Here is a 26,496-nt window from a genome sequence, read left to right on the forward strand (position 1 = left end):
CGCTCCCCCCTCCGCCACGCTCCCCCCTCCGGCACGCTCCCCCTCCGGCACGCTCCCCCTTTTTCCGGCACGCTTTTGGCCGGAATCCCCGTAACCCCTGCGCTACCGCCTGGTTACCTCCCCCGACAACCACCACATGCCCCGAGCAGCCCCGATACGCCCCCATACTTCGCATGCTACGCATCGGTAGCTTTGGGCGAAATGCCATGCAGCGGTCGATTTCGGCACCGGACCGCCGCCATTATTGCAAGGTTTGCGAAGCCAGTAGGTAGCATCGGCGGCGTGCGCAAGATGTATGCGGGTGCCCGACTACGGCGGTTGCGCGAGGAACGGCGGATGACTCAGGCCGCGCTGGCCAAATCCCTGGAGCTGTCCCCCAGTTATCTCAACCAACTCGAGCGCGATCAGCGGCCCCTGACGATTCCGGTGCTGCTCAAACTGAATTCGACGTTCGACCTGGACGTCCAGTTCTTCGCCGCCGACTCGGACGCGCGGCTGGTCTCGGACCTGCACGAGGTGCTGGTGGAGGCGGCCGGCGGCACCGCACCGCCCGCGGCCGAGGTCGAGGACCTGGCCACCCGCCTACCCGAGGTCGCGAAGACCATCGTGGCCATGCATCGCCGGCTCCGCGCGGCCACCGACCAGCTGGACCTCCTATCGTCCAAGGTCGCCACGCCGACCGGGGCCCCCGGCGTGCCGATGCCCTACGAGGACGTCCGCGACTTCTTCTACGACCACCACAACCACATCGCCCAGCTGGATCTCGCCGCCGAGCGGCTGTTCGACGAGTGCGGCCTGACCATCGGATCGCTGGACCGGCAGCTGGCCCGGGTCGCCGAGGAGCGGGCGGGGGTGACGGTGCTGGTGCGCGGAGACGGCGCCGACCCGGCCATTCCGAAACGCCATTTCGATCCGGAGACCCGCACGCTCACCCTGGCCCGGCGGCTGCGGCCCGGCCAGCGCGCGTTCCAGATCGCGACCACCCTGGCCTTCCTGCTGTACGGGCCGCTGCTGGACGAGGTGCTCAGCGATACGCCCTCGCTCACCGGGGAATCCCGGGCGCTGGCCCGGGTCGGGCTGGCCAACTATTTCGCCGGGGCGCTCGTGCTGCCGTACGGGAAGTTCCTGCGGTCGGCGGAGGAGTTGCACTACGACATCGACCTGCTGGGCCTGCGCTTCGAGGTGGGTTTCGAGACGGTCTGCCATCGGCTGAGCACACTGCAGCGGCAGGGCCAGCGCGGTGTGCCGTTCTTCTTCGTGCGCACCGACCGCGCCGGGAACATCTCGAAACGCCAGTCCGCCACCGCCTTCCACTTCTCCCGCGTCGGCGGCAGCTGCCCCCTGTGGGTGGCGCACGAGGCGTTCGCGCACCCCGGCCGCATCCTCACGCAGGTCGCCTCGATGCCCGACGGCCGTCGCTACCTGTGGATCGCCCGCACCGCGCATTCCGCCCCGCGCGGATTCGGCACGGCGGGAAAGGAATTCGCCATCGGCCTGGGCTGCGATATCGAATACGCCGATCGCATGGTCTATTCGAAGGGCCTGCAACTGGACGACCCCTCCGCCGCCGTCCCGATCGGCGCCGGCTGCAAGGTCTGCGAACGCGCCTCCTGCCCCCAACGAGCCTTCCCCCAGATAGGCCGCCCCCTGGCCATCACCGAAACCACCTCCATCGACCTGCCCTATCCCCGCGCGATGACCTGAACGGCGGCCGGACGGAGGGTGCGGGATGGTCAGGCCTCGGGAGTCGGAGGGGACTTCGCCGTTCTGGTCGCGCCTACCGAGGCGGCCACGACACAGGCGATACCGCCCCACTGCTGAAAATTCAGCAGCTGACCCAGGACGATCAGGCCCGCGAAGGCGGCGACCGCGGGTTCGAGGCTCATAAGCACGCCGAAGACGCGGGGCGGGATGCGCCGCAGCGCCTCGAGTTCCACCGAGTACGGCAGCACCGACGACAGCATCGCGACGCCGAACCCCGCAGCGAGCACGGACGGTTCGAGCAGGTTGGTCCCCGCCCCCGCGATGCCGACCGGCGCCATGAGCACGCCGCCGAAAGCCATGGCGAGCGCCAGACCGCCACCGCCGCTGGTCTTCTCGCCGAGTTTCGCGCTCAGCAGGATGTAGGCCGCCCAGCAAGCCGCGGCGGCGAGCGCGAACACGATGCCCGTCCACGCGACCGGGCCGTCGGCGTGGGTGAGCAGCAGCGCGCCGCCGCCCGCCAGCACCGCCCAGACCGGGTCGACCCAGCGACGCGACCCGGCCAGCGCCACCGCCAGGGGACCCAGGAATTCGATGGTGACCGCCATGCCCAGGGGGATGCGATCGATCGCCTCGTAGAAGAACAGGTTCATCGCCGCGAGCACCGTGCCGTAGGCGATCACGACCGGCAGGGCGCGACGGTCGATCCGCAGCGACGACCGCCAGAACACCAGCAGCACCACGCCCGCGAAGAACAGCCGTAGGCTGACCGCGCCCGCCGGACCGGTGGCCGCGAACAGCCTGTTGGCGAGGGCGGCGCCGACCTGCACGCTGACGATCCCCGCGAGGACCAGCATGGTCGGCGGCACTCCCCCGATCCCCCGCCGCACCGACAAGCGGGACATCAGCTGCGGGACGGAGACCTTGCGCGCCCACCCGACATCGATCGCTACCACCGTCGCAGCATCCCATCCCGCACCGACACGTTTCCAGCCGGTACGAACGGGGGGGAATAAGGAACGACCCACGCGGGAAGAAATGGCGCGGGTCGTGGACGGAGGGGAAGTGTGGGTGCAGCGCGCAGCGGTGCCTCGCCCCTCGGGGGCAGATGGGGTCCTGGGCGCGCTTGGCCGGTTGTTGGACTCAGTTGGTGGGTGTCGCCGGGTTAACGCGCTGCCCGCTAACAATAACCTGACATTTGCTATCTGCGGGAAGGGTTTGCGATAACGATCCGACTATTAGTTGGTTCCAGCTGCTGTAACCGATACTCGGACGGCTCTCCCAAATTGCTGAGTACTCGCTCTCCAGCGGGAACGACGTCCGACTACCTGGTCGTATCGATCCAGCAATCACGATTTGGCCAGGTACTCCAGGCGCTCGGAATCGACGGCGGCGTGCATCATCGTGGCCAGGCCCGGATGCTTCTTCAGCCCCGGATCCGCCTCGACCACCTCGCGCGCGAGCTGCTGCGCGGCCGTGATGACCTCGAGGTCGTCCAGCAGCGACAACAGGCGCAGGCTGCGCGCGGTGCCGGACTGCGCGGAACCGAGCACATCGCCCTCGCGGCGCTGGCGCAGATCCAGCACCGACAGCTCGAACCCGTCCAGGGTGCCCGCCACCGCCTCCAGCCGGACCATGGCGCCGCCCATCGGCGAGGTTTCGGTGATGAGCAGGCACAGGCCCGGATGCTTGCCGCGGCCGACACGACCGCGCAGCTGATGCAGCTGGCTGACGCCGAACCGGTCGGCGTCGACGATCACCATGACCGTCGCATTGGGCACGTCCACCCCGACCTCGACGACGGTGGTGCACACGAGCACGTCGATCTCGCCGTCGTTGAACGACCGCATCACGCGGTCCTTCTCGTCGTTCGGCAACCGGCCGTGCAGCAGGCCGACCCGCAGACCCGCGAGTTCCCCGGCCCGCAGCGTGTCGAACATGTCGACCGCGGCGTGCGTGGTCGGGGCCTCCTTCTCCTCGGCGGATTTGCCCTTGCGGCCCTTCCCGCCGCTCTCCTCCTCGTCGCCGCCGATACGCGAGCACACCACATACGCCTGCCGGCCCGCGCCGACCTCCTCGCGGATGCGCTCCCAGGCCCGGTCCACCCAGGTCGGATGCATCTTGGCGGGAACGACTTTCGTGGTGATGGGGGAACGGCCGCGCGGCAGCTCCGTGAGCGTGGACGTCTCCAGATCGCCGAGCGTGGTCATGGCGATGGTGCGCGGAATCGGGGTCGCGGTCATCACCAGCAGATGCGGGGTGATGCCCTTCTTGGCCTTGGCGCGCAACGCGTCCCGCTGTTCGACGCCGAAGCGGTGCTGCTCGTCGACGATCACCATGCCCAGGTCGTAGAACTCGACCGCGTCCTGGATCAGCGCGTGGGTGCCGATCACGATGCCGGCCTCACCGGTCACCGCGTCCAGCAGGGCCGCCTTCTTGGTGGCCGCCGGCATGGAGCCCGTCACCAGCACCACCTTGGTGGCGCTCTCGGCCGCGCCCAGCTCCCCGCCGGCGCCGAGGTCACCGAGCATCGCGCGCAGCGACCGATAGTGCTGGGCGGCAAGGACTTCCGTCGGCGCGAGCAGGGCGCACTGCAGGCCCGCGTCGACCACCTGGAGCATCGCGTGCAGCGCGACGATCGTCTTGCCGGAGCCGACCTCGCCCTGCAGCAGGCGGTGCATCGGGTGGTCGCGGGTCAGGTCGTCGGAGATCTCGGCGATGACCTTCTTCTGGCCCGCTGTCAGTTCGAAGGGCAACCGTTCCTCGAAGGCCGCGGCGATCCCGTCGGGGCGCGGCGGGCACGATCGGGCGGCGCGCGCCTCGGCGTCGTGACGGCGTTCGGCGAGGACCAGTTGCAGTGCCAGTGCCTCGTCGAAACGCAAACGCTCCCTGGCCTGTTCGATATCGAGCTTGTGCTCGGGCAGGTGGATCAGCCGCAGCGCGTCGGTCACGGCCATCAGGTCACGGTCGTCGCGAATGTCCTGCGGCAGTGGGTCGTCGATCGGATCCAGCTGGTCGAGCACCTGCCGCACGCAGGCCAGGACATCCCAGCTCTGCACTTTCGCGGTGGCGGGATATACCGGGATGTACTCGCGTTCGAAGAACGAGACATCCACGCCCTCGGCGCCTTTCGCGGTCTCCGCCAGCCCGCGCAGGCTGCCGGAACCGCGCACCGAGGTGAGGTTCTCCACCGACTCGCCGACCTCGGGCATGATCAGGTACGAGGGATGCGAGAGGTTCCACCGATCCGGTCGCCAGTAGTGCACGGTGCCCGACATCATCGCCCGGACACCCTGTTTGACAAGGTAATTCACCTTGTCGCCGTTGAAGAAGGTGATCTCCACCGGGCGGTTGGCGCCGGTGTCGAGTTCGACCTTGAGCAGGTTGCCGCGGCGCTGGCGCATCGGGCGCTTCTCGGTCTTCGTCACCCGCCCGATCACCGTGATGTGCGCGCCCTCCTCGGGCGCCTCCTCGGTCAGCGGCTGTCCCTGCGTCGCGTAGCGCAGCGGGTAGTGGCGCAGCAGGTCCTCGACCGTCTGCATGTCGAAGGCGTCGGCCAGCGATTCGGCGGCCTTCACGCCCAGGACGTGGTCGAGCCGGTCACGCAGTGTCGTCATCTATTCCACCCCGATCTGCACGAGGTCGGCCGCCTGGCCGCCGTCGTAGGTGATGACCTCGACGCCCGGGAAGGTCGCGGTGATGTGGTCGGTCAGCTCCTCGCTCAGCCCGGCCGGGGCGTGCGCGCCCATCAGGAGCGTGACCAGTTCGCCGCCCAGGCCGAGCATGCGGTCCAGCAGGGTGCGGGCGGCCGCACCGGTGTCCGGGTCGATCACGACGACGTCGTTGCCGACCAGGCCCAGGCCGTCGCCGCGGGCGCAGGTGCCGACGATGGTCAGCGCGCGCTCCGGGGCGACCCGCAGCGCGCCCCAGCGGGTGGCGGCCGCGGCCTCCGACATGGCGAAGACGTCGTCGGCGGCCGTGCGGCCCCCGTCGTGCAGGGCCAGGGCCGCGAGTCCCTGCACCATCGATCCGCTCGGGAGCATCAGTACGTCGCGCCGGCCGTCCCGGGCGGCGACGCTGACCGCGACCAGTTCGTGGGCGGGCAGCGCGCCGTTCGGCAGCACCACGACCTCGCTGTGCGGCATGTTCCGGATGGCGGACAGCAGCGCGTCGGCGGTCACCTCGCCGTCCAGCACCACTGCCCCGGCATCTTCGAACAGCCGCGCCGCGCCCGCGCCCGCCGTCACCGCCAGGATTCCGCGGTCGGCCGGGCCGGGCTGCGCGTGCGGCGAGTTCACCAGGCCCTCGACCCGGATATCCCGGAGCGTGCCCGCGGCCAGGCCCGCCTCCACGGCCGCGCCCGCGTCGGCACAGTGCACGTGTGCCGACCACGTCTCTGCACCATCGCCCACCACGACCACCGAATCTCCCAGCCGCGCAAGGGATTCCCGCAACGCCGCGATCCGCCGCTCGTCGGTGTCCGCCAGCAGGTACATGACCTCGTACTGCGGCCGGGCTACCGAGACCTCCCGGCTCGCTCCTGTTGTCGCCACGATCGCCGCCCCCACATCCGGAGCGCCTACCGCGGGTTCCGGCCGATCCTCGCCGGACCCACCCGACGCACGAGTGCCGACTCCGCCCGCGGGCCCCGCCCCGGCGACAACCGCCTCCGCGATGCCACCCACCACCGCCACGGTGGCAGCGCCCGGCATGTTCCGGGGCTCCCGCATCCCTTCGCTCGAGGTGTGCGGGGGCTGCCGACCCGCGTCAGCACGGGCTCGGGTGTACTCGGGGCGGGTGGGGGCCTGGCCGGTCGTGGCTGCCACGAGGGCGTCGAGCAGGACCAGGAGGCCGCGGGCGCCGGCGTCCACCACGCCCGCGGCGCGGAGCACGCGCAGTTGGGAAGGGGTGTCGCCCAGCGCTTTCGCCGCACCGTCGGCGGCGGCGACTGCCACCGCCTCCAGGGAATCGTCGGCGCAGTCGCCCGCGCGGTCGGCGGCCGCATCCAGCACGGTCAGCATCGTGCCCTCGACCGGCTCGCTCAGGGCGTCCCGGACCAGCACCGCCGCCCGCCGCAGCGCGATCCGCAGGGATGCTGCCGTAAGCGGCCCCCTCGCAACGGCTTCGGCGATCCCCCGCAGCACCTGCGACAGAATGATCCCCGAATTCCCCCGCGCCCCCGCCGTCGCCGCCCGCGCCATCGCCCCAGCCACGTCCCCCGCCGTCGCGGGGGAAACGAAAAGTGCGGGGGACCCAGAAGAGGCAGGGAAATCAGACGAGGCGGCGGAGTCCAAGGAGTGCCGCGAATCAGAAGAGGCGGCGGATTCTGAGGCTTGCAGCGCATCGGGTGCGGACGGCCGCCCGCCAGCTGCGCGTGTGGACGGCTGCGCATCAGGCGACGAGAGCCGTGGGTCCGGCGCGATCTCGTCGGCGGCCCTGACAGCGGCGCGCATCGTAGCTAGGAGGTTGGTGCCGGTGTCGGCGTCGGCTACCGGGAAGACGTTCAGGGCGTTGATCTCGTCGCGGTGGTGTGTGAGGGCGTTCCGGCAGAGGCGTCCCCAGTGCGCGAGCGCAGCGCCGTTCAGCTCATCCCGGGCCCCGGGCACGTCGTCGTCCTTTCGCCGCCGCCGATCCACACACGTCTCCCGCCAGCCTAATAGGCTCGGCCGACATGTCCTCCGGGCAGTCGGCGGGCGCCCTCCCCGCACTCGTCGCGGTGTCGAAGGTCACACCCGTTTCCCCTGCGCGGGGACCTGGCGGGGGGCGATTGGACATCGATCAGCGACCCCCGCTAATCTTGCAGGGTTGCCTCACGCGGCCGTTGTTCGGTCGCGTTCGCTGGCGGTTCCCGCGGGCGGGCATTGACGACACGTTTCCGGACAGGCTGTCCCGTGAAGACAGCGGTCCCCACATGACATGAAGGAGCTCGCGACTATGGCTGCCGTCTGCGACGTCTGCGCCAAGGGCCCCGGCTTCGGTAAGTCGGTTTCGCACTCGCACCGGCGCACTAACCGTCGCTGGAACCCGAACATCCAGACCGTCCGCGCTCAGGTCGCGCCGGGCAACACCCGTCGGATGAACGTGTGCACCTCTTGCCTGAAGGCGGGCAAGGTGGTCCGCGGCTGAGCCGCGCGAAACTGCCGACCGGCGCCCCGGCGCACCCGCGAGGGTGACCGGGGCGCCGTCGTCGTTGGGGGATTCATGAGCGAGCGGGCCTGGCGGATCGAACCGCTGGCGGCCGAACACACGCGCGGTCTCGCCGAATGTCATATCGCCTGCTGGCGGGAGGCCTATCGGGAGCTGGTGCCGCGACACGTCCTCGACGCGTTCGACGTCGACCGCCGCGCCGAGCAATGGGAGCGCGTCCGCGTCCGCTATCCCGGATCCACCGTCGTCGCGCTCGCCGGCGAGACCGTCGTCGGCTTCGCGAGCGGCGGGCCGTCCCGGGACGAGCCGCCCGCCGCCGACCGGGAACTGAATGCTCTCTACGTCCGCGCCGCGTGGTACGGCAGCGGCGTGGCGCACGATCTGATGCGCGCGGTTCTCCAACCCGGGACGGGCACGTCCCTGTGGGTCTTCCAGGACAATCCGCGCGCCCAGGCCTTCTATCGGAAATACGGCTTCGAACTCGACGGCACCCGCCGAGTCGAAGCCTTCACGCCCGCGCTGGAAGTGCGCATGATTCGCCGGTCCGATCCGGACCGGCCATCCTGATGTGTCAGTTACCGCCGCCGATGCACTGCACCTCGGAACTGATGCTCTGCAACGCGCACAGTCCGAAGGCGTTCACATTCGACGACAGCGAGGCCGAGCCCGTCTGCGGGTCGTAGAGGGCCAGCACCGGCGTGGCCTGCTCGGTGGCCGTCTCCTGCGCCGGCTCCAGCGGAAGCGGAGCGGCCTGAGCGGCCACGGGCGCGCCGAGAATGGCCGCTCCCGCGGCGACGGTGACGACAGCGCCACGCACGGACTTGATCTGCATGCAACTTCTCCTGGTTAGCTCGAACGTTTCCGCCCGGTCAGGGCAAGCGCCAGTCGACCGGAGCGGCACCCAATGTACCGAGCAATTCGTTCGTTCGGGAGAAGGGCCTCGATCCGAAGAATCCGCGCGAAGCGGACAGCGGTGAGGGATGGGCGGATTCGAGGTACGGGACGGACCCGAGCATCGGCTTCAGCGTCGAGGCGTCGCGGCCCCACAGGATCGCGACCAGCGGCTGATCGCGAGCGACCAGCGCGCGAATGGCCTGTTCGGTCACGGCCTCCCAGCCCTTGCCGCGATGCGAGGCGGGCTGCCCCGGCTGCACGGTGAGCACCCTGTTCAGCATGAGCACCCCCTGATCCGACCACGGCGACAGATCACCGCAGGACGGCGTGGGATATCCGAGGTCCTTGGAGTACTCGGAGAAGATGTTGGCCAGGCTGCGCGGCACCGGCGAAACGTCCGGCGCGACCGAGAAACTCAGCCCCATCGCGTGACCGGGCGTCGGATACGGGTCCTGACCCACGATCAGCACGCGCACCTTGTCGAAGGGCCGTTGGAACGCGCGTAGCACGTTCTCGCCCTTCGGGAAGTAGCCCCGGCCCTCGGCGTTCTCGGTGCGCAGGAATTCGCCCATCGCGGCTATCCGGTCCGCGACCGGCTCCAGCGCTTCGGCCCAGCCCGAATCGATGATCTCCGACAGTGGTTTTGCGCCCATGTCGGGACAACATAGCGTGGCCGGTTTCACGGCGACAGGTCACCCACCCTCGGCGAAGGATTCCCAGCCGACCGGTCCGGTCCACGGCTCGCCGCCGACGGTCACCCCCGACCCCGCCTCGACCCTTCCGACCGGCGTCCATCCGTCGGGAAGTGGTTGCCCGGCACCGAAAGTCGCGACGAACGCATGGTCCTCGCCGCCGGTGAGAATCCAGCCGAGCGAGTCGGCGCCGAGCAGTTCCGCGACGGGTTCCAGTGCCGGATCGCCGAGCAGCGCGGGATCGACATCCACGGCGATACCGGACGATCGGGCGATATGACCCAGATCGGCGAGCAGGCCGTCCGAGACATCGGCCATGGCGGTGATCGCGGCGTCGGCGGGCATGCCCAGCACGGTGTCGTAGGGCGGCTGCGGAACTCTGTGCGCGGCAACGACTTCGGGGAACTTTCCGAGGTCGGCGCCGGCGGCGAGCAGTGCCAGGCCGGCCGCCGACCAGCCCAGCCGGCCCGCCACCGCGACGGTATCGCCGGGCCGGGCGCCCGAGCGCAGCACCGGGCGGTCCGGCGGATCCCCGAAGGCGGTCACCGAGATCACCAGCAGCGGGCTGCGCACCACATCACCGCCCGCGACGGACGCGCCGGCCCGATGCGCCTCGATCCACATGCCGTCGACGAAGTCGTCGATGAACGCCACCGGGGTGTCGGCGGGGCAGCCCAGCGAGACGACGAACGCGCTCGGGGCGGCGCCCATCGCGACCACGTCGGCGGCGTTCTGCGCGATCGCCTTGCGGCCGATATCGCCGGGCGCGGACCAGTCGAGGCGGAAGTGGCGGTCCTGCACCAGCATGTCGGTGCTCACGACGTATCGTCCCGCCGGCGCCGCCACGATCGCGGCGTCGTCGCCGGGACCGAGCAGCACGCCGGTGCTCTGGCTGCGGCCGCCGTTCATACGCGCGATCAGGGCGAACTCCCCCAGTTCGCGTACCGTGCGCGGTGTGCTGTCGGTGATGGCGCTGCTCCCTTCCGAGGTCCGATCCGCCGTCGGCGGAATCGACAGTACTGGCGACACCGGGCGCGTATCCGCACGACCGGCCGCCACCCGCATTCGCTACGCTCGGGTCCGGAATCCCCGGCACCAGGACGAGCGGAGAAGAACCCCCGGATGAGCAGCGACACCGAACGGTCCGAAGGCGCACCCCCGCCTGACCCCTCGGACCGAACGACCGACGCGACCCCGGATGCGCCCGCCACCGAGGGCTCGGATTCGGACGCTCCCCGTTTCTCCCCCGCCCTCATCGCGACGGCCGTCGCGCTGCCGGTCGCGCTGATCGTGCTGGTGCTGGTGATCGCCGTGCTGGCGCGCCAGAACCCGGCGCGGGAGCCGTTGGCGCTGGGGTCGATTCCCGCGCCGGGGGCCACCGGGCAGGGATGCGCGGCGCTGATGCCCGCCCTGCCCGAGACGCTCGGCGACTACACCAAGGCCGAGTTGGTGCAGCCCGCGCCGCCCGCCACCACCGCGTGGCAACTGCCCGACGGCGGCGAGCCGATCGTGCTCCGCTGCGGCCTCGACCGCCCACTGGAATTCGACAAGGCGTCGGCACTACAGGTGGTCAACAGCGTCAACTGGTTCGAGGTGCGCGACCAAGCCTCGGGCGCCACCTCCGGCACCTGGTTCGCCGTCGACCGCGGCACCTACATCGCCGTCACCATGCCCAACAGCGCGGGACCCACCCCCCTCCAGGACATCTCCGACACGATTACGAAGGTGCTTCCCGCACAACCCCTCGACCCGGGGCCTATTCCCCACTGAGCGTTCCTTGTTTCCGGCCAAAAGCGTGCCGGAAACAAGGACTGGTGACGGCCGTGATTACGGCACCGCTAGCAGATCTTTTTCCGGCACGCTTTTGGCCGGAATCTCTGGACCTACCGCAGACCCGTCCCCCGAGCAATCGCCGTCTGCACCAGCGTGCTGATCAGCGACCGGTGATCGATCCCCGTGGCCTCCCACATGCGCGGGTACATGGAGATGGAGGTCATGCCGGGCATGGTGTTGATCTCGTTGACGACCGGGCCCTCGGGGGTGACGAAGAAGTCGACGCGGGCCAGGCCCTGGCAGTCCAGGGCGCGGAAGGATCGCACCGCCAGGTCCCGGATCTGTTGGGCCACATCGTCGTCGAGCTTGGCGGGGATGTCGAACTCGCACACGTCGTCGAGGTATTTGGTGTCGAAGTCGTAGAAGTCGGGCAGGTCGCCGGGGTCGGCGTCGGGCATCCGGATCTCCGCCACCACACTGGCTTCCACGCGATCGTCGGGGAATTCCAGTACGCCGCACTCGACTTCGCGACCGTCGATGGCGGCCTCGACGATCACCTTCGGATCGTGCGCCCGCGCGGCGGCGAGGGCGGCGTCGAGATCGGCCCAGTCGTCCACCTTGGTGATCCCGATGGACGACCCGCCCCGCGACGGCTTCACGAAGACCGGCAGGCCCAGCCGGGCCCGGTCGGCCTCGCTCACGGTCGCCGCGCCCGGCCGGAGCACCACGTAGTCGCCGACCGGAAGTCCCTCGGCCGCCAGGAGTTTCTTCATGAACTCCTTGTCCATGCCGGTGGCGCTGGCCAGTACGCCCGGCCCCACGTAGGGCAGGCCCGCCAGCTCCAGCAGGCCCTGAATCGTGCCGTCCTCACCGAACGCGCCGTGCAGCACCGGGAACACGACCTCGACCGCGCCGAGCGCCGCGCCGGTGTCACCGACCGCCAGCAGCGCGCCCTCCTTGGTCGGATCCGCCGTCAGGACCAGTTCGGTCCCGTCGGAGTCGACCGCGGGCAGCGACCGGTCGGCGATGGCGAGTTCGCGGCTGTCCGAACCGCCCAGCACCCAGGTGCCGTCGCGGGTGATTCCGATCGGAACCGCCTCGAACCGTTCGGGATCCAGGCTGCGGAGCACGAAACCGGCCGATACACACGACACCGCGTGTTCGTTACTGCGCCCGCCGAACACCACCGCGACCCTGATCCGACTCATAGAGCGAACCGTACCCGGCCGACGTGGCGGCGAATCATTCCGGCTTCATCCGCCGTCCGAGCAGCTGACCGACCGCCTCGGCCACCGACAGGCCCTCGTGGCAGACCCGATGCACCGCCGTCGTCAGCGGAACCTCCACGCTGTGCCGCTCGGCCAGCGCCCGGATCGAGCTACAGGACTTGACGCCCTCGGCGACCTGACCGTGCGTCGCCTCCTGCGCGGCCTGCATGGATCCGCCCTCGCCCAGCACATGCCCGAACGACCGGTTGCGCGACAGCGGCGAGGTGCAGGTGGCGACCAGGTCGCCGACCCCGGCGAGCCCGGCGAGGGTGACCGGATTGGCCCCCAGCGCCACGCCCAGCCGGATGATCTCGGCGAGCCCGCGGGTGATCAGGCTGGCGATCGAATTGTTGCCCAGCCCCATGCCCGCGGCGATACCGCAGGCGAGGGCGATGACGTTCTTGCTGGCGCCGCCGATCTCGCAGCCCACCACGTCGGTATTCGTGTACGGGCGGAAATATCCGGTGGCGCAGGCGTGCTGCACGGCCTCGGCCCGCGCGGCGTCGGTGCAGGCCACGACCGTGGCGGCGGGCTGCTCGGCGGCGATCTCGCCCGCCAGGTTCGGGCCGGACAGGACGGCGATGCGGCTGGTCGAGGCGCCGGTGACCTCCGCGATCACCTCGCTCATCCGCAGCAGCGTGCCGGTCTCGATACCCTTGGCCACGCTCAGCAGCGTCGCGTCGGGATCGATGGTGTCCTTCCACGCCGCGAGATTGGTGCGCAGCGACTGCGACGGCACCGCCAGCACGACCGTATCGGCGCCGTCGAGCGCCACCCGGAAGTCGTCGGTGGCCGAGATGCCCGACAGGTCCACATCGGGCAGATAGGCGGGATTGCGATGCTCGGTGGCCAGGGTCTTGGCCACCTCGGGCCGCCGCGCCCACATCGTCACCTCGGTGCCCGCGTCGTTGAACACCTTCGCGAGCGCCGTACCCCACGACCCCGCACCCATCACTGCCGCCCTAGTCATGCTGTGATTATGGCCTTCGCTTCGCTTCGGCGGGTTTTTCGGCGCCTTGATGGCTCGCGTTCAGCGGCCGTTTGCCGGCTCCTGCGTCGCTTCGCAAACGGCCGCTGAACGCGAGCCGCGCCGAAAAACGTTCGGGGTCGGGGCCGATTCCGCCAGCGCCTCGCGCGCCGAGCGGCAGGGGACGACGACGCTTCGCCAGGCATCGATCGGCCCGGGGCCGGGTGTTTGCCAGCGGACTCGGCATGACGCTCGCCACTGTCGCAACCATGGGACGATGAGGACATGCGTCAGGATCCCGTGCATGCCGTGATCGCGGTGAAGCACCTCGATCGGGCCAAGAGCCGACTCGCCGATCGGTTGCCACCCGGCGACCGGTCGCGCCTGGTGCTGGCCATGCTGTCGGATACGGTCACGGCCGCGGTGGCCGCGGGGCTGAGTTCGGTGACCGTCGTGACGCCCGATCCCGAGGTCGCGGCCACCGTGCGCGGGCTCGGCGCGACCGTGCATCCCGACCCCGCGACCGGCGACGCGCCCCGGGCCGCGGATGCCCGGAATGGGCGAATAGACTCGACCCGTCCGGGTACCGCTCCCGACAGCGGGCTCAACGCGGCGCTCATCGCCGGAGCGGCGGCGGTACGTGAACTCCACGGCGGGGTGGATCTGCTTGCGCTGCAAGCGGACCTGCCCGCACTGCGCCCGGAGGAACTGTCCGACATGCTGGCCACCGCTCCCGCCGGGCGCGCGATCGTCGCGGATCACGCCGGGCGGGGCACCGCGGCACTCCTGGTCCGCGACGCCGCGTCCCCGCTGGAACCACTGTTCGGCGGGGAGTCGGCGCGCCGCCACATCGATTCGGGTGCAAAGGATCTGGCCGGAGACTGGCCGGGTCTGCGACTGGACGTCGATACGGAGGCGGACCTCGACCGGGCGGTAGCGCTCGGGGTGGGTCCCGCGACCGCCGAGATATTGCGGACCATCGGCTGGCCCACACCTGTTCACCGGGATCTCATACGGAAGTACGCGGCGAATCACATGTGTGCTGGATGATCGCCGGAGTGGCGGTGTAGAGAGAGGAACGGCGGTGCCATGCGTGACATCGCCCGAGGGTAAGGGATGATCGTGAGTGTGAGTGAAACGGAGACCGCCCAGCAGCAGCCGAGACTCCCGGCAGCACCGCCGGCGGCCACGCCGCCGCCCACCGTCACGGCGACACCGCAGTTGCCGGCCGATCGCTATCTCAATCGTGAACTGAGCTGGCTGGACTTCAACGCCCGGGTACTGGCCCTGGCCGAGGACACCTCGGAGCCGTTGCTCGAACGTGCCAAATTCCTCGCTATCTTCGCGTCGAACCTCGACGAGTTCTATATGGTCCGGGTCGCGGGCCTCAAGCGCCGCGCCGAGGCCGGACTGTCCGTGCGCTCCGCCGACGGGCTGACCCCCTCCGAACAACTCGAGCTGATCGCCAAGCGCACCCAGGAGCTGGCGGTGCGGCACGCACAGGTCTTCCTCGACGTGGTGCAGCCGGCGCTGGTGGATCAGGGCATCGCCATCATCGGCTGGTCGGATCTGGACGACGAAGAGCGCCGGCGGCTTTCGGGTTACTTTCAGGACCAGGTCTTCCCGGTGCTGACCCCGCTCGCGGTGGATCCGGCGCACCCGTTCCCCTACATCAGCGGCCTGAGCCTCAATCTCGCTGTCACGGTGCGGGATTCCGATACCGGCGGCGAGCATTTCGCGCGCGTGAAGGTGCCGGACAACGTCGACCGGTTCGTCCGGGTCCGCCGCACCACCGCCGAGGGCGCTGTCGCGCGGCTCGCGGCATTCCTCCCGATGGAGGACCTGATCGCCGCGCACCTGGATCAGCTGTTCCCGGGAATGGACGTGGTGGAACAACATTCGTTCCGCATCACCCGCAACGCCGACTTCGAGGTCGACGAGGACCGCGACGAGGATTTGCTGCAGGCGCTCGAGCGCGAGCTGGCGCGGCGGCGCTTCGGATCGCCGGTCCGCCTGGAAGTCTCCGACGATATGACCGAGCACATGCTCGATCTGCTGCTGCGCGAACTCGACGTCGACCCCGGCGACGTGATCCAGGTGCCGGGCCTGCTCGACCTGTCGTGCCTGTGGCAGGTCTACGGGGTGGACCGGCCGCAGCTGAAGGACGCGCCCTACGTTCCGGCCACCCCCTCGGCCTTCGGCGAGCGGGAGACGCCCCGCAACGTCTTCGCCGCGCTGCGCGAGGGCGACGTGCTGGTCCACCACCCGTACGATTCGTTCTCCACCAGCGTGCAGCGGTTCATCGAACAGGCCGCCGCCGACCCGCAGGTGCTGGCGATCAAGCAGACGCTGTACCGCACCTCCGGCGACTCCCCCATCGTCAACGCGCTGATCGATGCCGCCGAGGCCGGTAAGCAGGTGGTGGCGCTGGTGGAGATCAAGGCCCGCTTCGACGAGCAGGCCAACATCAAATGGGCGCGGCAGTTGGAACAGGCCGGCGTGCACGTGGTCTACGGCCTCATCGGCCTCAAGACCCACTGCAAGACCTGCCTGGTGGTGCGCCGCGAGGGCGCCACGATCCGCCGCTACTGCCACATCGGCACCGGCAACTACAACCCGAAGACGGCGCGGCTCTACGAGGATGTCGGATTGCTCACCGCCGCACCGGAAATCGGCGCCGACCTCACGGACCTGTTCAACTCCCTGACCGGGTACTCGCGGAAGGCCAACTACCGCAACCTGCTGGTGGCCCCGTCCAGCGTCCGCTCGGGCATCATCGAGCGGATCCGGCGCGAGACCGAACTCGCCCAGCAGGGGCTGCCGGCCCGGATCCGGTTGAAGGCCAACGCGATCGTCGACGAGCAGATCATCGACGCGCTCTACCGGGCGTCGCAGGCCGGGGTGCCGGTGCAGATCGTGGTGCGCGGCATCTGCGGGCTGCGACCCGGCGTTCCCGGCATGAGCGAGAATATCGAGGTGCGTTCGATTCTCGGGCGATTCCTCGAACATTCGCGGGTGCTGCACTTCCGGGCCCAGGACGAGTTCTGGATCGGCAGCGCCGACATGATGCACCGCAACCTCGACCGGCGGGTGGAGGTGATGGCACAGGTGAAGGACCGCCGGCTGTGCGAACGTCTGGAAGAGGTGTTCGACTCGGCCCTGCATCCCGCCACGCGCTGCTGGGTGCTCGAGGCGGACGGCGGCTGGCAGGCCCTGCCCGATCCGGATGTCCTCGACGGCGACCAGGTCAGAGACCATCAGGAGTACCTCATGCGGCTACGCCGCCCGGATCAGCAGTGAGCCGGTCGGCGACGATGCGGGATGTCGAGGACCCCGGATTCTCCGACCCTCGGGTGAAAGCCAACATTCTCGCCGCCGGCGCCGTGCTGTGGCGCTGGGCGCCGCAGGGCGACACGGTCGAGGTGGCGCTGGTGCACCGGCCGAAATACAACGACTGGTCGCTGCCCAAGGGAAAACTGGATCCCGGTGAGACGCCGATGGTCGCTGCCGTCCGGGAGGTGGCCGAGGAAACCGGCCTGCACGGCCGCCTCGGCCGCTATCTCGGACATGTGACCTATCCGATCACCGGGCACCGGAAACTCAAGCGGGTGGATTACTGGGCGGCCTCGGCCGCCGACGGTGAGTTCGTCTCCAATTCGGAGGTCGACGAGCTGGTGTGGCATCCCGTCGACACCGTCATGGATCAGCTGTCGTATCCGATGGACCGCAGCATGGTCCGCAATTTCCTGCGGCTGCCGCCGGATACCGTCACCCTGCTGCTGGTGCGCCACGCCAAGGCGGGCCGCCGGGACCGTTTCAAGGGCGACGACGACGATCGCCCGCTCGAGAAGGCGGGCCGGGAACAGGCCCGGGCGCTGACGCCGAATCTGCTGGCGTTCGGGGCCACCGAGATCTTCTCCGCGCCGCCGGTGCGCTGTGTGCAGACCGTGGAGCCCCTGGCCGAGGCGATCGGCGCCGACATCGTGCGAGAGCCGCTGCTGTCCGAAAGCGGTTATGCCGCAGCCCCGGACGCGGCCCTGGCTCGCATGCGTGAGCTGGCCGACACCGACGCCGTGCGGGTGATCTGCAGTCAGGGCAAGGTGATTCCGCCGCTGCTGCGCGACTGGGCCGAAATCGACGGTGTCACACTGCCGCCCGCGCGCAACCGCAAGGGCACCATGTGGGTCCTGTCGCTGTCCGGCGGCAAGCTCCTCGCCGCCGACCACCACGACCGCGCCCTGCGCGCCCACAACAGCAAGCACGAATCGAAGCACACCGGAACGGATTCCACCGCCCGAAGCCGCTAGCCCCTTCGCGCACAACGGAAGCGCCGATCTCACCCTCAACGGATGAAGACCGGCCCTCACCCCCGAGTGCCGAACCGCGCGCGAGCGGCTCATCGTCATCCTGAATACCCCAGCCGCGCACAGACGGTCCGGCATCACCCTCGATCACCCCGGCATCGCACATCGATGCCCGGCCCCACGCACGAAGCGGCCCGGCATCACCCAATGCCCGCCCCCACACACGAAGCGGCCCGGCTTCACCCAATGCCCGGCCCTATACGCACGAAGCGGCCCCGGCGTTGGCCGGGGCCGCTTTCGCGTTGTTCCGTCAGCGACGCGTGGTCCGCTTGGCAGCGGTGCGCTTGGCGGCCGTCTTCTTGGCCGGGGCCTTCTTGGCCGCGGTCTTCTTGGCGGCGGCCTTGGCCGGGGCCTTCTTGGCCGCTGTCTTCTTCACCGTCGACTTGGCGGCGGTCTTCTTGGCGGCGGGCGCCTTCTTGGCCGTCGTCTTCTTGACGGTGGCCTTCTTCGCGGCCGGAGCCTTCTTCGCCGGAGCGGCCTTCTTGGCGGTCGTCTTCTTCGCGACCGTCTTCTTGGCGGCTGTCTTCTTGGCCGTGGTCTTCTTCGCGGCGGCCTTCTTGGCCGTCTTCTTGGCCGCACCCGACACCGGCGCTGCGACACCGCGTTTCACGGCCGGACCGGCCGCCGCGATCTTCTGCTTACCCGCGATGATCGCCTTGAACTGCGCACCGGGCCGGAATGCCGGCACCGAAGTGGGCTTCACCTTGACGGTTTCGCCGGTGCGGGGGTTACGCGCCACCCGCGCCGCACGCTTGCGCTGTTCGAACACACCGAATCCGGTGATGGTGACACTCTGACCCTTGTTCACAGCACGCACGATCGTGTCGACAATCTGCTCGACTGCCGCAGTGGCCGTGCGCCTGTCAGTACCCAACTTTTCGGTCAGAACGTCGATCAGTTCCGCCTTGTTCATTGAATCCTCCGCAGACTAATGGCCCGTCGTCGGACCGACTAGGTACCACGGTAAACCCTCAATGGGCAAGAGTCTATGTGCCACGCCAAATTTCATGTGGCGTGGCACACGCGCAGCAACCGTGATTGGTAGCTCCCAGCTAACACCCAGGACTGTTTACACCTGCGAAATAGCGTCCGGAATGGTGGTGGGTTTCCATGTTGGCCTTGCCTTTTCGAAGGCGCTGATGGCGTCTTCCCGCCGGAGTGTCAGGCCGATGTCGTCCAGTCCCTCCAGCAGACGCCACCTGGTGTAGTCGTCAATTTCGAAGGGCAACACGGTGGTTCCAGCGGTCACGGACCGGGCCTCGAGGTCCACGATCAATTCCAGACCGGGCCGTTCCTCGAGCAACTTCCAGAGCAATTCGACATCATGTTGTGACATCTGGGCCGCCACCAGGCCGCCCTTCCCGGAGTTGCCCCGGAAGATGTCCGCGAAGCGCGACGAGATCACGACCCGGAAGCCGTAGTCCATCAGCGCCCAGACCGCATGCTCACGGGAGGAACCCGTGCCGAAATCCGGACCGGCCACCAGGACAGAGCCCCGGTTGTAGGGCTCGGTGTTCAGAATGAACGCCGGATCCGAGCGCCAGGCCGAGAACAGCCCGTCCTCGAATCCCGTACGGGTCACCCGCTTCAGATAGACCGCCGGGATGATCTGATCGGTGTCGACGTTGGACCGGCGCAGCGGCACACCGATCCCCTTGTGCACCTTGAACGGTTCCATGGTTCTCCTCCAAAGTCTGTGAAAAATCGCCCTATCAGTTCAGATCGGCCGGTGAGGACAGCGTTCCCCGCACCGCCGTAGCGGCCGCGACCAGCGGCGAAACCAGATGTGTGCGCCCGCCTTTGCCCTGCCGGCCCTCGAAGTTGCGGTTCGACGTCGAGGCACAGCGCTGACCGGGGGAAAGCTGATCGGGATTCATGCCCAGGCACATCGAGCAGCCCGCCTGGCGCCATTCCGCGCCGGCCGCGGTGAATATGTCACCCAGTCCCTCGGATTCGGCCTGGGCCCGTACCCGCATCGATCCCGGCACGATCAACATCCGCACGCCGTCGGCCACCTTGCGGCCCTCCAATACCTCCGCCACGGCGCGCAGATCCTCGATGCGGCCGTTGGTGCAGGAACCGACGAATACCGTATCGACCCCGACCTCGCGAAGCGGAGTTCCGGGCTCCAAATCCATGTATCGCAGCGCCTTCTCGGCCGACTCCCGCGCCGTTTCGTCGGTGATATCCGCCGGATTCGGCACGGAATCGCCCAGCGGGGCGCCCTGACCGGGATTGGTGCCCCAGGTAACGAACGGGGTCAGCGTCGCGGCGTCGATATGCACCTCGGCGTCGAATTCGGCGCCCTCGTCGGTCTTCAGCGCGCCCCACGCGGCCACCGCGGCATCCCAGTCCGCGCCCTGCGGCGCGTGCGGGCGGCCCTTCAGGAATGCGTAGGTGACCTCGTCGGGAGCGACCATGCCCGCGCGGGCGCCCGCCTCGATGGACATGTTGCACATCGTCATCCGGGCCTCCATGGACATGGCCCGCACGGCGTCGCCGCGGTACTCCAGAACATAACCCTGGCCACCACCGGTGCCGATGCGCGCGATCACGGCCAGGATCACGTCCTTGCTCGTGACGCCCGGCGGCAGTTCGCCGTCGATATTGATCGCCATGGTCTTGAAGGGCCGCAGCGACAGCGTCTGGGTCGCGAGTACGTGCTCGACCTCGCTGGTCCCGATGCCCATCGCCAGCGCGCCGAACGCGCCGTGCGTGGAGGTGTGCGAATCGCCGCAGACCACCGTGGTGCCCGGCTGGGTCAGGCCCAGCTGCGGGCCGACCACGTGGACGATGCCCTGCTCGATATCGCCCATCGGGTAGAGCCGGACACCGAATTCGGCGCAATTGCGCCGCAGCGTCTCGACCTGGGTCCGGGAAACGGGGTCCGCGATCGGCTTGTCGATATCGACGGTCGGGACGTTGTGGTCCTCGGTGGCGATGGTGAGGTCGGTCCGCCGCACCGGCCGGCCGGCCGCGCGCAGGCCGTCGAAGGCCTGCGGGCTGGTCACCTCGTGCACCAGGTGCAGGTCGATATAGATGAGGTCGGGTTCACGCGCGTCGCCCTCCCCCGCGCCGCGGGCGACGACGTGCTGGTCCCAGACCTTTTCCGCCAGGGTGCGTGGCCGCTCGGCCATCTGTGCTCTCGCTTTCGCTCGGATCCGCGCCGAAGTGGGCTGACGACGCGGCTACGGTTTGCAAATCTCAGCATACGAGACGCTAATATCGTTCTATGAGACAGCATAGCGGTATCGGGGTACTCGACAAAGCCATGGCCGTGCTCTACGCGGCCGCCGAGCAGCCCTGTGGCCTCAACGAGCTGTGCACCCGCACCGGACTGCCGCGCGCCACCGCGCACCGGCTGGCCGTGGGGCTCGAGGTGCACCGCATGCTCGCCCGGGACGCCAACGGGCTCTGGCGGCCGGGCCCGGCCCTCTCGGAACTGGCGACCACCGCCGAGGATCCGCTGCTGGACGCCGCCGCGGCCATCCTGCCCCGGCTGCGCGAGATCACCGGCGAGAGCGTGCAGCTCTACCGGCTCGACGGCCATTCCCGCGTCTGCGTCGCCGCGCTGGAACCGGCCGCCGGGCTGCGCGACACCGTACCGGTGGGCGCCCGGCTGCCGCTCACCGCGGGTTCGGCGGCCAAGGTGCTGCTGGCCTGGGCGGACCCCGAACTGCAGCGGGGGGTGCTGGCGGATGCGGTGTTCGGCGAGCGAGCGCTGACGGAGGTGCGCCGCCGCGGCTGGGCGCAGAGCGCCGGCGAGCGCGCGGCCGGGGTGGCCAGCATCTCCGCGCCGGTGCGGGACTCGTCGGGTGCGGTGGTGGCGGCCGTGTCGGTGTCGGGGCCGATCGATCGGATGGGGAGGCGGCCGGGGGCGCGCTGGGCTGCGGATCTCGTTGCCGCCGCCGATGCGCTGCACAAACGTCTGTAGGGGTGTGGATTCCGGCCAAAAGCGTGCCGGAAAAAACAGCGAGGCCCGGAGGGCCTTGGGAGTGAGGGCAGACGCGGAGTGGTCGGGAGTCTGTGACGAACGCCGCTGTGACGCGGGCCATACGGCGTAAAGTACAGTCGGCTCATGGGAGTAAATCAACGCGCTCAGATCGTGATGTCCGACGCGGAGATCGCCGATTTTCTCGAGCACAGCCGCATCGTCAACCTGGCCACGCTGGGCAAAACGGGGCTGCCGCACCTGACCGCCATGTGGTACGGCCTGGTCGACGGGGAGATCTGGTTCGAGACGAAGGCCAAGTCGCAGAAGGCGGTCAACATCCGCCGCGATCCGCGGGTGACGGTGCTGGTGGAGGCCGGCGACACCTACAACCGGCTGCGCGGGGTCTCGATGGAGGGGCGCGCGGAGATCGTCGACGATCCCGAGGCGCTGTTCAAGGTCGGCGTGAGCGTGTGGGAGCGCTACACGGGCCCATATTCGGAGGAGGTCCGCCCGATGGTGGAGGCGATGCTGAACAAGCGCGTCGCGATCCGGGTGGTGCCCGAGCGGACCCGCAGCTGGGATCACCGGAAGCTGGGCCTGCCGGAGATGCCCGCGGGCGGCAGCACCTGGCCGCCGCAGCCGTGAGGCGGATATGAAAAAACCCTCCAGCACCAGGCTGGAGGGTTTTCAGTAGCCCCGACGGGATTTGAACCCGCGCTACCGCCTTGAGAGGGCGGCGTCCTAGGCCGCTAGACGACGGGGCCAGGAAATTGATCTCCGGAAGGAGGTCTCCGCTGTGGGAGGCCCGGCCAGCTTACCGGCCGGAGCCCGGCGAACCAAATCACCAGGATGCCACCCGTCCCGGCCGCGAACCGAGACGGAGACATTCTCCGCTGGGGTACCAGGACTCGAACCTAGAATGGCTGAACCAGAATCAGCTGTGTTGCCAATTACACCATACCCCAATGACCTGGGCGTTCGGCCGTCTCCCTGGCGGGGAGAGGACCTCGTTCCGGGCCGAGAGAAAGGTTACCAGCCTCCTCCCGGAATTATACAAATCGGCTGGTCAGAGGCGGGTTCCGGCGCGACGGTGACCGTCGCGCCGGCCCTGGACTACGCCGGCGCGGCCGCCCGCAGCCGCGCCATCGTGACCTCGCGCCCCAGCAACTCCAGCGACTCGTACAGCGGCGGGCTGATGTGCGATCCGGTCACCGCGACCCGCACCGGCGCGAACGCCTTACGCGGTTTCAGGCCCAGATCGTCCACCAGAGCCGTTTTGAGCGCATTCTCCAACTCCGCCGCCGACCAGTCGGAAACGCCGTCCAACGCCGCGATGGCGGCCCGCAACACCGGCGTCGCATCCGGACCGAGGTTCTTTTCCGCGGCGGCCGGGTCGACGGCGAACTCCGACTGCGGCACGAACAGGAACTTCAGCAGATCCCACGCATCGCCGAGCACGACGATCCGGGTCTGCACCAACTCGGCCGCGGTGGCGAATAGAGCCTCGTCCACTTCGGCGCCGATGTGACCGTGTCCGGTCAGGTACTCCCGCAACCGCGAGGCGAAATCCCCGGGCTCCAGCAAACGAATGTGCTCGGCGTTGATCGCGTCCGCCTTCTTCTGGTCGAAGCGGGCCGGATTCGAATTTACTTTCGATATATCGAAAGCCTCGACCATCTCCGACATGGAGAAGACGTCGCGGTCGTCGGCGAGGCTCCAACCGAGCAAAGCCAGGTAATTCAGCAAACCCTCAGGGATGAATCCCCGGTCGCGGTGGACGAACAGATTCGACTCGGGATCGCGCTTGGACAACTTCTTGTTGCCCTGCCCCATCACGAAGGGCAGATGACCGAACCGCGGCGTGAACTCCGCGACCCCGATCCGCTGCAATGCCTCGTACAACGCGATCTGCCGCGGGGTGGACGAGAGAATGTCCTCGCCCCGCAACACGTGGGTGATCCGCATGGAGGCGTCGTCGACCGGATTCACCAGCGTGTACAGCGGGTCGCCGGTACCGCGGGTGAGCGCGAAATCCGGTACCGAGCCGGCCTTGAACGTGGTCTCGCCGCGCACCAGGTCGTCCCAGGAGAGGTCGTGATCGGGCATGCGCAGCCGGACCACGGCGCCGCGTCCCTCGGCCTTGAAGGCGGCGATCTGCTCCGGTGTCAGGTCGCGGTCGAAGTTGTCGTAGCCCAGCTTCGGATCGCGGCCCGCGGCCCGGTGACGGGCCTCGACTTCCTCTGGCGTGGAGAAGGATTCGTAGGCCTCCCCCGCCTCCAGCAAACGCCGGACGACGTCGAGATGCAGGTCCCGCCGCAGCGACTGGCGGTACGGCGCGTAGGGTCCGCCGACCTCCGGACCCTCGTCCCAGGTGAGGCCGAGCCAGCGCAGCGCGTCCAGCAGCGCGGCATAGGAATCCTCGGAATCGCGTGCGGCATCGGTGTCTTCGATGCGGAACACGAAGGTGCCGCCGTGGTGGCGAGCGTACGCCCAGTTGAACAGAGCCGTCCGGACGAGGCCGACGTGCGGCGTGCCGGTCGGCGACGGGCAGAAGCGTACCCGTACGTCAGACATGTTCCTTCTCTCGATCAGCGTTTGGCGGCAACGGGATTGGTGAGGGTGCCGATGCCCTCGACCGTCACGGAGACGGTTTGCCCATCCTGGACCGGTCCTACACCTTCCGGTGTGCCGGTGAGGATTACGTCACCCGGCAACAGCGTCATCACCGTGGTGACCCATTCGATCAGCTTCGGAATATCGTGCAGGAGAAGCGAAGTCCGGCTGCGCTGCTTGACCTCGCCGTCCAGCTCGGTGGTCAGTTCCAGATCGGCCGGGTCGAGTTCGGTCTCGATCCACGGCCCGAGCGGGCAGAAGGTGTCGTACCCCTTGCCGCGCGTCCACTGGCCGTCGTGGCGCTGCTGGTCGCGGGCGGTGACATCGTTGGCGACGGTGTAGCCCAGGATCACGTCGCGGGCGCGGGCGGCAGGTACATCCTTGCACGGACGGCCGATCACCACCGCCAGCTCGCCCTCATAGTCGACCTGAGACGAACTCGGCGGCAGCACGATTGGGACGTTCGGCCCGACGATGGCGGTATTGGGCTTGAGGAAGATGACCGGATCCTGCGGGGCCTCGCCGCCCATCTCCCGCGCGTGCGCGGCGTAGTTCTTGCCGACGCACACCACCTTGCTCGCGAGGATCGGCGCCAGCAGTCGCACATCGGCCAGCGGCCAGCTGCGGCCGGTGAACGTGGGGGTGCCGAACGGGTGTTCGGCGATCTCTCGGGCCACTCCGTCGGCACTCGATCCCTCGATACCGACGAACGCGACCCCATCGGGACTGGCAATTCGACCTAGGCGCATGGCTCGACAGTCTATCCACCGCGTGGTATGTGCCCGACCGGGTGGTCTGCACAGCGACCGGATTCCACCGATACGCGGCAGGGGGCGGCGCGCGAGGGGCGCACGCAGGGTGTACCGTGAGGCTCGTGTTCACAGAGTAGGACTCTGTTCCCAATATATGAGATTTCGAGGTGAGGGTATGGCTACCGTGACGCCGATGTACGCGACCCGGCGGTGGATCATGCTCGCCCTCGGGGTCTTCGCCCAGAGCTCGAGCGCGGTCATCGTGCACGGCACGCCGTTCCTGCTGCCCGCGCTGACCGATCGCGGAATGCCTTTGGCGACAGCCGGTCTGCTGGTGGCCATGCCGACGGTCGGCCTGGTGTGCACCCTGATCGCGTGGGGGTACGCCGTGGACCGGATCGGCGAGCGGGCGGTGCTGGTGGCCGGGCCGGTGGTGATGTTCGTCGCGGGGATCGCGGCGGCCATGGTCACGAATTACGCGGCGCTCGGGATACTGCTGTTCCTGGCGGGCCTGGGCGCCGGGTCCACGAACGGGGCCAGCGGGCGCGTGATCGTCGGCTGGTTCCCGCCGGATCAGCGCGGGCTGGCGATGGGCATCCGGCAGAGCGCGCAGCCGCTGGGCGTCGGTATCGCGGCGCTGACGATCCCGCCGATCGCTGCGGCACACGGGTTTTCCACCGCGATCCTGGTTCCGGCGATCATGGCCGGGGTGGCCGCGATCGGCTGTGCGTTCGGGATCGTCGATCCGCCGCGCCCGGCGGTCTCGGGCGACGCGCACCCGGTCAACCCGTATCGCGGGGATTCGACGCTGTGGCGCATCCACTCGGTCTCGGTGCTGCTGGTGATCCCGCAGGCCACGGTCTGGACCTTCGCGCTGCTGTGGCTGCACCGCGACGTCGGGATGTCACTGGCGGTGGCGGGCGTCCTGGTGACCGGCACCCAGCTGCTGGGCGCCGCAGGCCGCATCGGCGCCGGCATCTGGTCGGACCGGGTCGGCAGCCGTCTGCGCCCGCTGCGCACGGTGGCCGTCGCGGCGGCGATCTCCATGGGCGCCTTGGCGATCGCGTCCTGGGCGCACTGGTGGTGGGCGGCGATTCCGATCCTGGTGGCCGCCTCGGTCATCACCGTCGCCGACAACGGCCTGGCCTTCACCGCCGTCGCCGAGATCGCGGGCCCCTACTGGAGCGGCCGCGGCCTCGGCATCCAGAACACCGGCCAGAACCTGGCCTCCGCCGCCATCGCCCCGCTCTTCGGCGCCCTCATCACCGCCTCCGGCTTCTCCGCCGCCTACGCGGTGGCCGCCGTAATCGCCACCGCCGCAATCCCCTTGGTCCCCCTCACCCACCGCTCCCCTGCCTGACCCACTTCCCGCAAGCCCCGGGTGCGGGGCT

Annotated in this window: 23 protein-coding genes and 2 tRNA genes; 10 read left to right on the plus strand and 15 right to left on the minus strand. The window is 69.1% G+C overall.

The window, feature by feature from the left end:
• Positions 1 to 282: 282 nt before the first annotated feature.
• Positions 283 to 1,704, plus strand: a complete 1,422-nt coding sequence (locus ON41_RS22260; RefSeq protein WP_040749656.1) for a short-chain fatty acyl-CoA regulator family protein — start codon at positions 283 to 285, stop codon at positions 1,702 to 1,704.
• A gap of 29 nt (positions 1,705 to 1,733) precedes the next feature.
• On the opposite strand, the gene ON41_RS22265 is transcribed toward ON41_RS22260, so the two are convergent.
• From ON41_RS22265 to ON41_RS22275, 3 genes are all read right to left on the minus strand, one after another.
• Positions 1,734 to 2,657: an EamA family transporter gene (locus tag ON41_RS22265; RefSeq protein WP_246829582.1), complete on the minus strand. Its 924-nt coding sequence runs from the start codon at positions 2,655 to 2,657 to the stop codon at positions 1,734 to 1,736.
• Between the two features lie 393 nt (positions 2,658 to 3,050).
• Positions 3,051 to 5,318, minus strand: a complete 2,268-nt coding sequence (gene recG / locus ON41_RS22270; RefSeq protein WP_040749657.1) for an ATP-dependent DNA helicase RecG — start codon at positions 5,316 to 5,318, stop codon at positions 3,051 to 3,053.
• A complete protein-coding gene (locus ON41_RS22275; RefSeq protein WP_246461055.1) occupies positions 5,319 to 7,286 on the minus strand; it encodes a DAK2 domain-containing protein in 1,968 nt (655 codons plus the stop codon).
• Positions 7,287 to 7,635: 349 nt separating this feature from the next.
• Between ON41_RS22275 and rpmB the strand changes: the two genes are divergently transcribed.
• Positions 7,636 to 7,827, plus strand: a complete 192-nt coding sequence (rpmB, locus tag ON41_RS40475; RefSeq protein WP_011210730.1) for a 50S ribosomal protein L28 — start codon at positions 7,636 to 7,638, stop codon at positions 7,825 to 7,827.
• Between the two features lie 75 nt (positions 7,828 to 7,902).
• Positions 7,903 to 8,415 (plus strand): GNAT family N-acetyltransferase, encoded by a 513-nt coding sequence (locus ON41_RS22280; RefSeq protein WP_051162165.1) that lies wholly within the window; start codon positions 7,903 to 7,905, stop codon positions 8,413 to 8,415.
• 4 nt (positions 8,416 to 8,419) lie between these two features.
• On the opposite strand, the gene ON41_RS22285 is transcribed toward ON41_RS22280, so the two are convergent.
• Genes ON41_RS22285 through ON41_RS22295 form a run of 3 tightly spaced genes read right to left on the minus strand, consistent with a single transcriptional unit; the run spans position 8,420 to position 10,463 of the window.
• Positions 8,420 to 8,680 carry a hypothetical protein gene (locus ON41_RS22285; RefSeq protein ID WP_040749659.1) on the minus strand — a complete coding sequence of 87 codons (261 nt, stop codon included), beginning with the start codon at positions 8,678 to 8,680 and terminating at the stop codon, positions 8,420 to 8,422.
• Between the two features lie 37 nt (positions 8,681 to 8,717).
• Positions 8,718 to 9,395 carry a uracil-DNA glycosylase gene (locus tag ON41_RS22290; protein WP_040749660.1) on the minus strand — a complete coding sequence of 226 codons (678 nt, stop codon included), beginning with the start codon at positions 9,393 to 9,395 and terminating at the stop codon, positions 8,718 to 8,720.
• Between the two features lie 39 nt (positions 9,396 to 9,434).
• A complete protein-coding gene (locus ON41_RS22295; protein WP_373281357.1) occupies positions 9,435 to 10,463 on the minus strand; it encodes a thiamine-phosphate kinase in 1,029 nt (342 codons plus the stop codon).
• Positions 10,464 to 10,556: 93 nt separating this feature from the next.
• On the opposite strand from ON41_RS22295, the gene ON41_RS22300 reads away from it, so the two are divergent.
• On the plus strand, positions 10,557 to 11,204 hold the full coding sequence (locus tag ON41_RS22300) for a DUF3515 domain-containing protein (protein ID WP_040749661.1): 648 nt from the start codon (positions 10,557 to 10,559) through the stop codon (positions 11,202 to 11,204).
• A 113-nt stretch (positions 11,205 to 11,317) separates the two neighbouring features.
• On the opposite strand, the gene ON41_RS22305 is transcribed toward ON41_RS22300, so the two are convergent.
• Both ON41_RS22305 and ON41_RS22310 read right to left on the minus strand, forming a co-directional pair.
• Entirely contained in the window at positions 11,318 to 12,415 is a 1,098-nt protein-coding gene (locus tag ON41_RS22305) for a D-alanine--D-alanine ligase family protein (RefSeq protein WP_040749662.1), read from the minus strand.
• Between the two features lie 34 nt (positions 12,416 to 12,449).
• Positions 12,450 to 13,445: an NAD(P)H-dependent glycerol-3-phosphate dehydrogenase gene (locus ON41_RS22310; RefSeq protein ID WP_040749663.1), complete on the minus strand. Its 996-nt coding sequence runs from the start codon at positions 13,443 to 13,445 to the stop codon at positions 12,450 to 12,452.
• Between the two features lie 282 nt (positions 13,446 to 13,727).
• On the opposite strand from ON41_RS22310, the gene cofC reads away from it, so the two are divergent.
• The 3 genes from cofC (at position 13,728) to ON41_RS22325 (ending at position 17,749) form a co-directional block, all read left to right on the plus strand.
• Positions 13,728 to 14,492, plus strand: coding sequence for a 2-phospho-L-lactate guanylyltransferase (gene cofC, locus ON41_RS22315; protein ID WP_040749664.1), 765 nt, complete (start codon positions 13,728 to 13,730; stop codon positions 14,490 to 14,492).
• Positions 14,493 to 14,558: 66 nt separating this feature from the next.
• Positions 14,559 to 16,742, plus strand: coding sequence for an RNA degradosome polyphosphate kinase (locus ON41_RS22320; protein WP_040749665.1), 2,184 nt, complete (start codon positions 14,559 to 14,561; stop codon positions 16,740 to 16,742).
• A gap of 14 nt (positions 16,743 to 16,756) precedes the next feature.
• A complete protein-coding gene (locus ON41_RS22325; RefSeq protein WP_051162244.1) occupies positions 16,757 to 17,749 on the plus strand; it encodes an NUDIX hydrolase in 993 nt (330 codons plus the stop codon).
• Between the two features lie 307 nt (positions 17,750 to 18,056).
• On the opposite strand, the gene ON41_RS22330 is transcribed toward ON41_RS22325, so the two are convergent.
• The 3 genes from ON41_RS22330 to leuC form a co-directional block, all read right to left on the minus strand.
• On the minus strand, positions 18,057 to 18,719 hold the full coding sequence (locus ON41_RS22330) for an HU family DNA-binding protein (protein ID WP_040749666.1): 663 nt from the start codon (positions 18,717 to 18,719) through the stop codon (positions 18,057 to 18,059).
• A gap of 156 nt (positions 18,720 to 18,875) precedes the next feature.
• Positions 18,876 to 19,484 carry a 3-isopropylmalate dehydratase small subunit gene (leuD, locus tag ON41_RS22335; protein WP_040749667.1) on the minus strand — a complete coding sequence of 203 codons (609 nt, stop codon included), beginning with the start codon at positions 19,482 to 19,484 and terminating at the stop codon, positions 18,876 to 18,878.
• A gap of 34 nt (positions 19,485 to 19,518) precedes the next feature.
• Positions 19,519 to 20,943, minus strand: coding sequence for a 3-isopropylmalate dehydratase large subunit (leuC, locus tag ON41_RS22340; protein ID WP_040749668.1), 1,425 nt, complete (start codon positions 20,941 to 20,943; stop codon positions 19,519 to 19,521).
• 95 nt (positions 20,944 to 21,038) lie between these two features.
• Here leuC and ON41_RS22345 point away from each other — a divergent pair, with 95 nt between their 5' ends.
• Positions 21,039 to 21,740 carry an IclR family transcriptional regulator gene (locus tag ON41_RS22345; RefSeq protein ID WP_040749669.1) on the plus strand — a complete coding sequence of 234 codons (702 nt, stop codon included), beginning with the start codon at positions 21,039 to 21,041 and terminating at the stop codon, positions 21,738 to 21,740.
• Positions 21,741 to 21,884: 144 nt separating this feature from the next.
• Complete coding sequence (locus ON41_RS22350) at positions 21,885 to 22,385, plus strand: pyridoxamine 5'-phosphate oxidase family protein (protein ID WP_040749670.1); 501 nt, start codon at positions 21,885 to 21,887, stop codon at positions 22,383 to 22,385.
• A gap of 46 nt (positions 22,386 to 22,431) precedes the next feature.
• On the opposite strand, the gene ON41_RS22355 is transcribed toward ON41_RS22350, so the two are convergent.
• The 4 genes from ON41_RS22355 to ON41_RS22370 all read right to left on the minus strand — a co-directional run bounded on the left by ON41_RS22355 (position 22,432) and on the right by ON41_RS22370 (position 25,102).
• A tRNA-Glu gene (locus ON41_RS22355) sits at positions 22,432 to 22,504 on the minus strand.
• 129 nt (positions 22,505 to 22,633) lie between these two features.
• Positions 22,634 to 22,705 (minus strand) — tRNA-Gln (locus ON41_RS22360).
• A 148-nt stretch (positions 22,706 to 22,853) separates the two neighbouring features.
• Positions 22,854 to 24,314 carry a glutamate--tRNA ligase gene (gene gltX, locus ON41_RS22365; RefSeq protein WP_040749671.1) on the minus strand — a complete coding sequence of 487 codons (1,461 nt, stop codon included), beginning with the start codon at positions 24,312 to 24,314 and terminating at the stop codon, positions 22,854 to 22,856.
• A 14-nt stretch (positions 24,315 to 24,328) separates the two neighbouring features.
• The gene (locus ON41_RS22370) at positions 24,329 to 25,102 is read right to left on the minus strand and encodes a fumarylacetoacetate hydrolase family protein (RefSeq protein ID WP_040749672.1); all 774 of its coding nucleotides are present in this window, start codon (positions 25,100 to 25,102) and stop codon (positions 24,329 to 24,331) included.
• Positions 25,103 to 25,280: 178 nt separating this feature from the next.
• On the opposite strand from ON41_RS22370, the gene ON41_RS22375 reads away from it, so the two are divergent.
• Positions 25,281 to 26,465: an MFS transporter gene (locus ON41_RS22375; RefSeq protein ID WP_040749673.1), complete on the plus strand. Its 1,185-nt coding sequence runs from the start codon at positions 25,281 to 25,283 to the stop codon at positions 26,463 to 26,465.
• Positions 26,466 to 26,496 lie beyond the last annotated feature (31 nt).

This window comes from Nocardia transvalensis NBRC 15921 (assembly GCF_000308875.1).
Lineage (GTDB): Bacteria > Actinomycetota > Actinomycetes > Mycobacteriales > Mycobacteriaceae > Nocardia > Nocardia transvalensis.

Bases quoted from the DNA above. Each gene is read 5' to 3' on its own strand.
- recG (WP_040749657.1), bottom strand. From the start codon at position 5,318: ATGACGACACTGCGTGACCGGCTCGACCACGTCCTGGGCGTGAAGGCC.
- rpmB (WP_011210730.1), top strand. From the start codon at position 7,636: ATGGCTGCCGTCTGCGACGTCTGCGCCAAGGGCCCCGGCTTCGGTAAG.
- ON41_RS22280 (WP_051162165.1), top strand. From the start codon at position 7,903: ATGAGCGAGCGGGCCTGGCGGATCGAACCGCTGGCGGCCGAACACACG.
- ON41_RS22285 (WP_040749659.1), bottom strand. From the start codon at position 8,680: ATGCAGATCAAGTCCGTGCGTGGCGCTGTCGTCACCGTCGCCGCGGGA.
- ON41_RS22290 (WP_040749660.1), bottom strand. From the start codon at position 9,395: ATGGGCGCAAAACCACTGTCGGAGATCATCGATTCGGGCTGGGCCGAA.
- ON41_RS22300 (WP_040749661.1), top strand. From the start codon at position 10,557: ATGAGCAGCGACACCGAACGGTCCGAAGGCGCACCCCCGCCTGACCCC.
- ON41_RS22305 (WP_040749662.1), bottom strand. From the start codon at position 12,415: ATGAGTCGGATCAGGGTCGCGGTGGTGTTCGGCGGGCGCAGTAACGAA.
- ON41_RS22310 (WP_040749663.1), bottom strand. From the start codon at position 13,445: ATGACTAGGGCGGCAGTGATGGGTGCGGGGTCGTGGGGTACGGCGCTC.
- cofC (WP_040749664.1), top strand. From the start codon at position 13,728: ATGCGTCAGGATCCCGTGCATGCCGTGATCGCGGTGAAGCACCTCGAT.
- ON41_RS22320 (WP_040749665.1), top strand. From the start codon at position 14,559: ATGATCGTGAGTGTGAGTGAAACGGAGACCGCCCAGCAGCAGCCGAGA.
- ON41_RS22325 (WP_051162244.1), top strand. From the start codon at position 16,757: ATGCGGGATGTCGAGGACCCCGGATTCTCCGACCCTCGGGTGAAAGCC.
- ON41_RS22330 (WP_040749666.1), bottom strand. From the start codon at position 18,719: ATGAACAAGGCGGAACTGATCGACGTTCTGACCGAAAAGTTGGGTACT.
- leuD (WP_040749667.1), bottom strand. From the start codon at position 19,484: ATGGAACCGTTCAAGGTGCACAAGGGGATCGGTGTGCCGCTGCGCCGG.
- leuC (WP_040749668.1), bottom strand. From the start codon at position 20,943: ATGGCCGAGCGGCCACGCACCCTGGCGGAAAAGGTCTGGGACCAGCAC.
- ON41_RS22345 (WP_040749669.1), top strand. From the start codon at position 21,039: ATGAGACAGCATAGCGGTATCGGGGTACTCGACAAAGCCATGGCCGTG.
- ON41_RS22350 (WP_040749670.1), top strand. From the start codon at position 21,885: ATGGGAGTAAATCAACGCGCTCAGATCGTGATGTCCGACGCGGAGATC.
- gltX (WP_040749671.1), bottom strand. From the start codon at position 24,314: ATGTCTGACGTACGGGTACGCTTCTGCCCGTCGCCGACCGGCACGCCG.
- ON41_RS22370 (WP_040749672.1), bottom strand. From the start codon at position 25,102: ATGCGCCTAGGTCGAATTGCCAGTCCCGATGGGGTCGCGTTCGTCGGT.
- ON41_RS22375 (WP_040749673.1), top strand. From the start codon at position 25,281: ATGGCTACCGTGACGCCGATGTACGCGACCCGGCGGTGGATCATGCTC.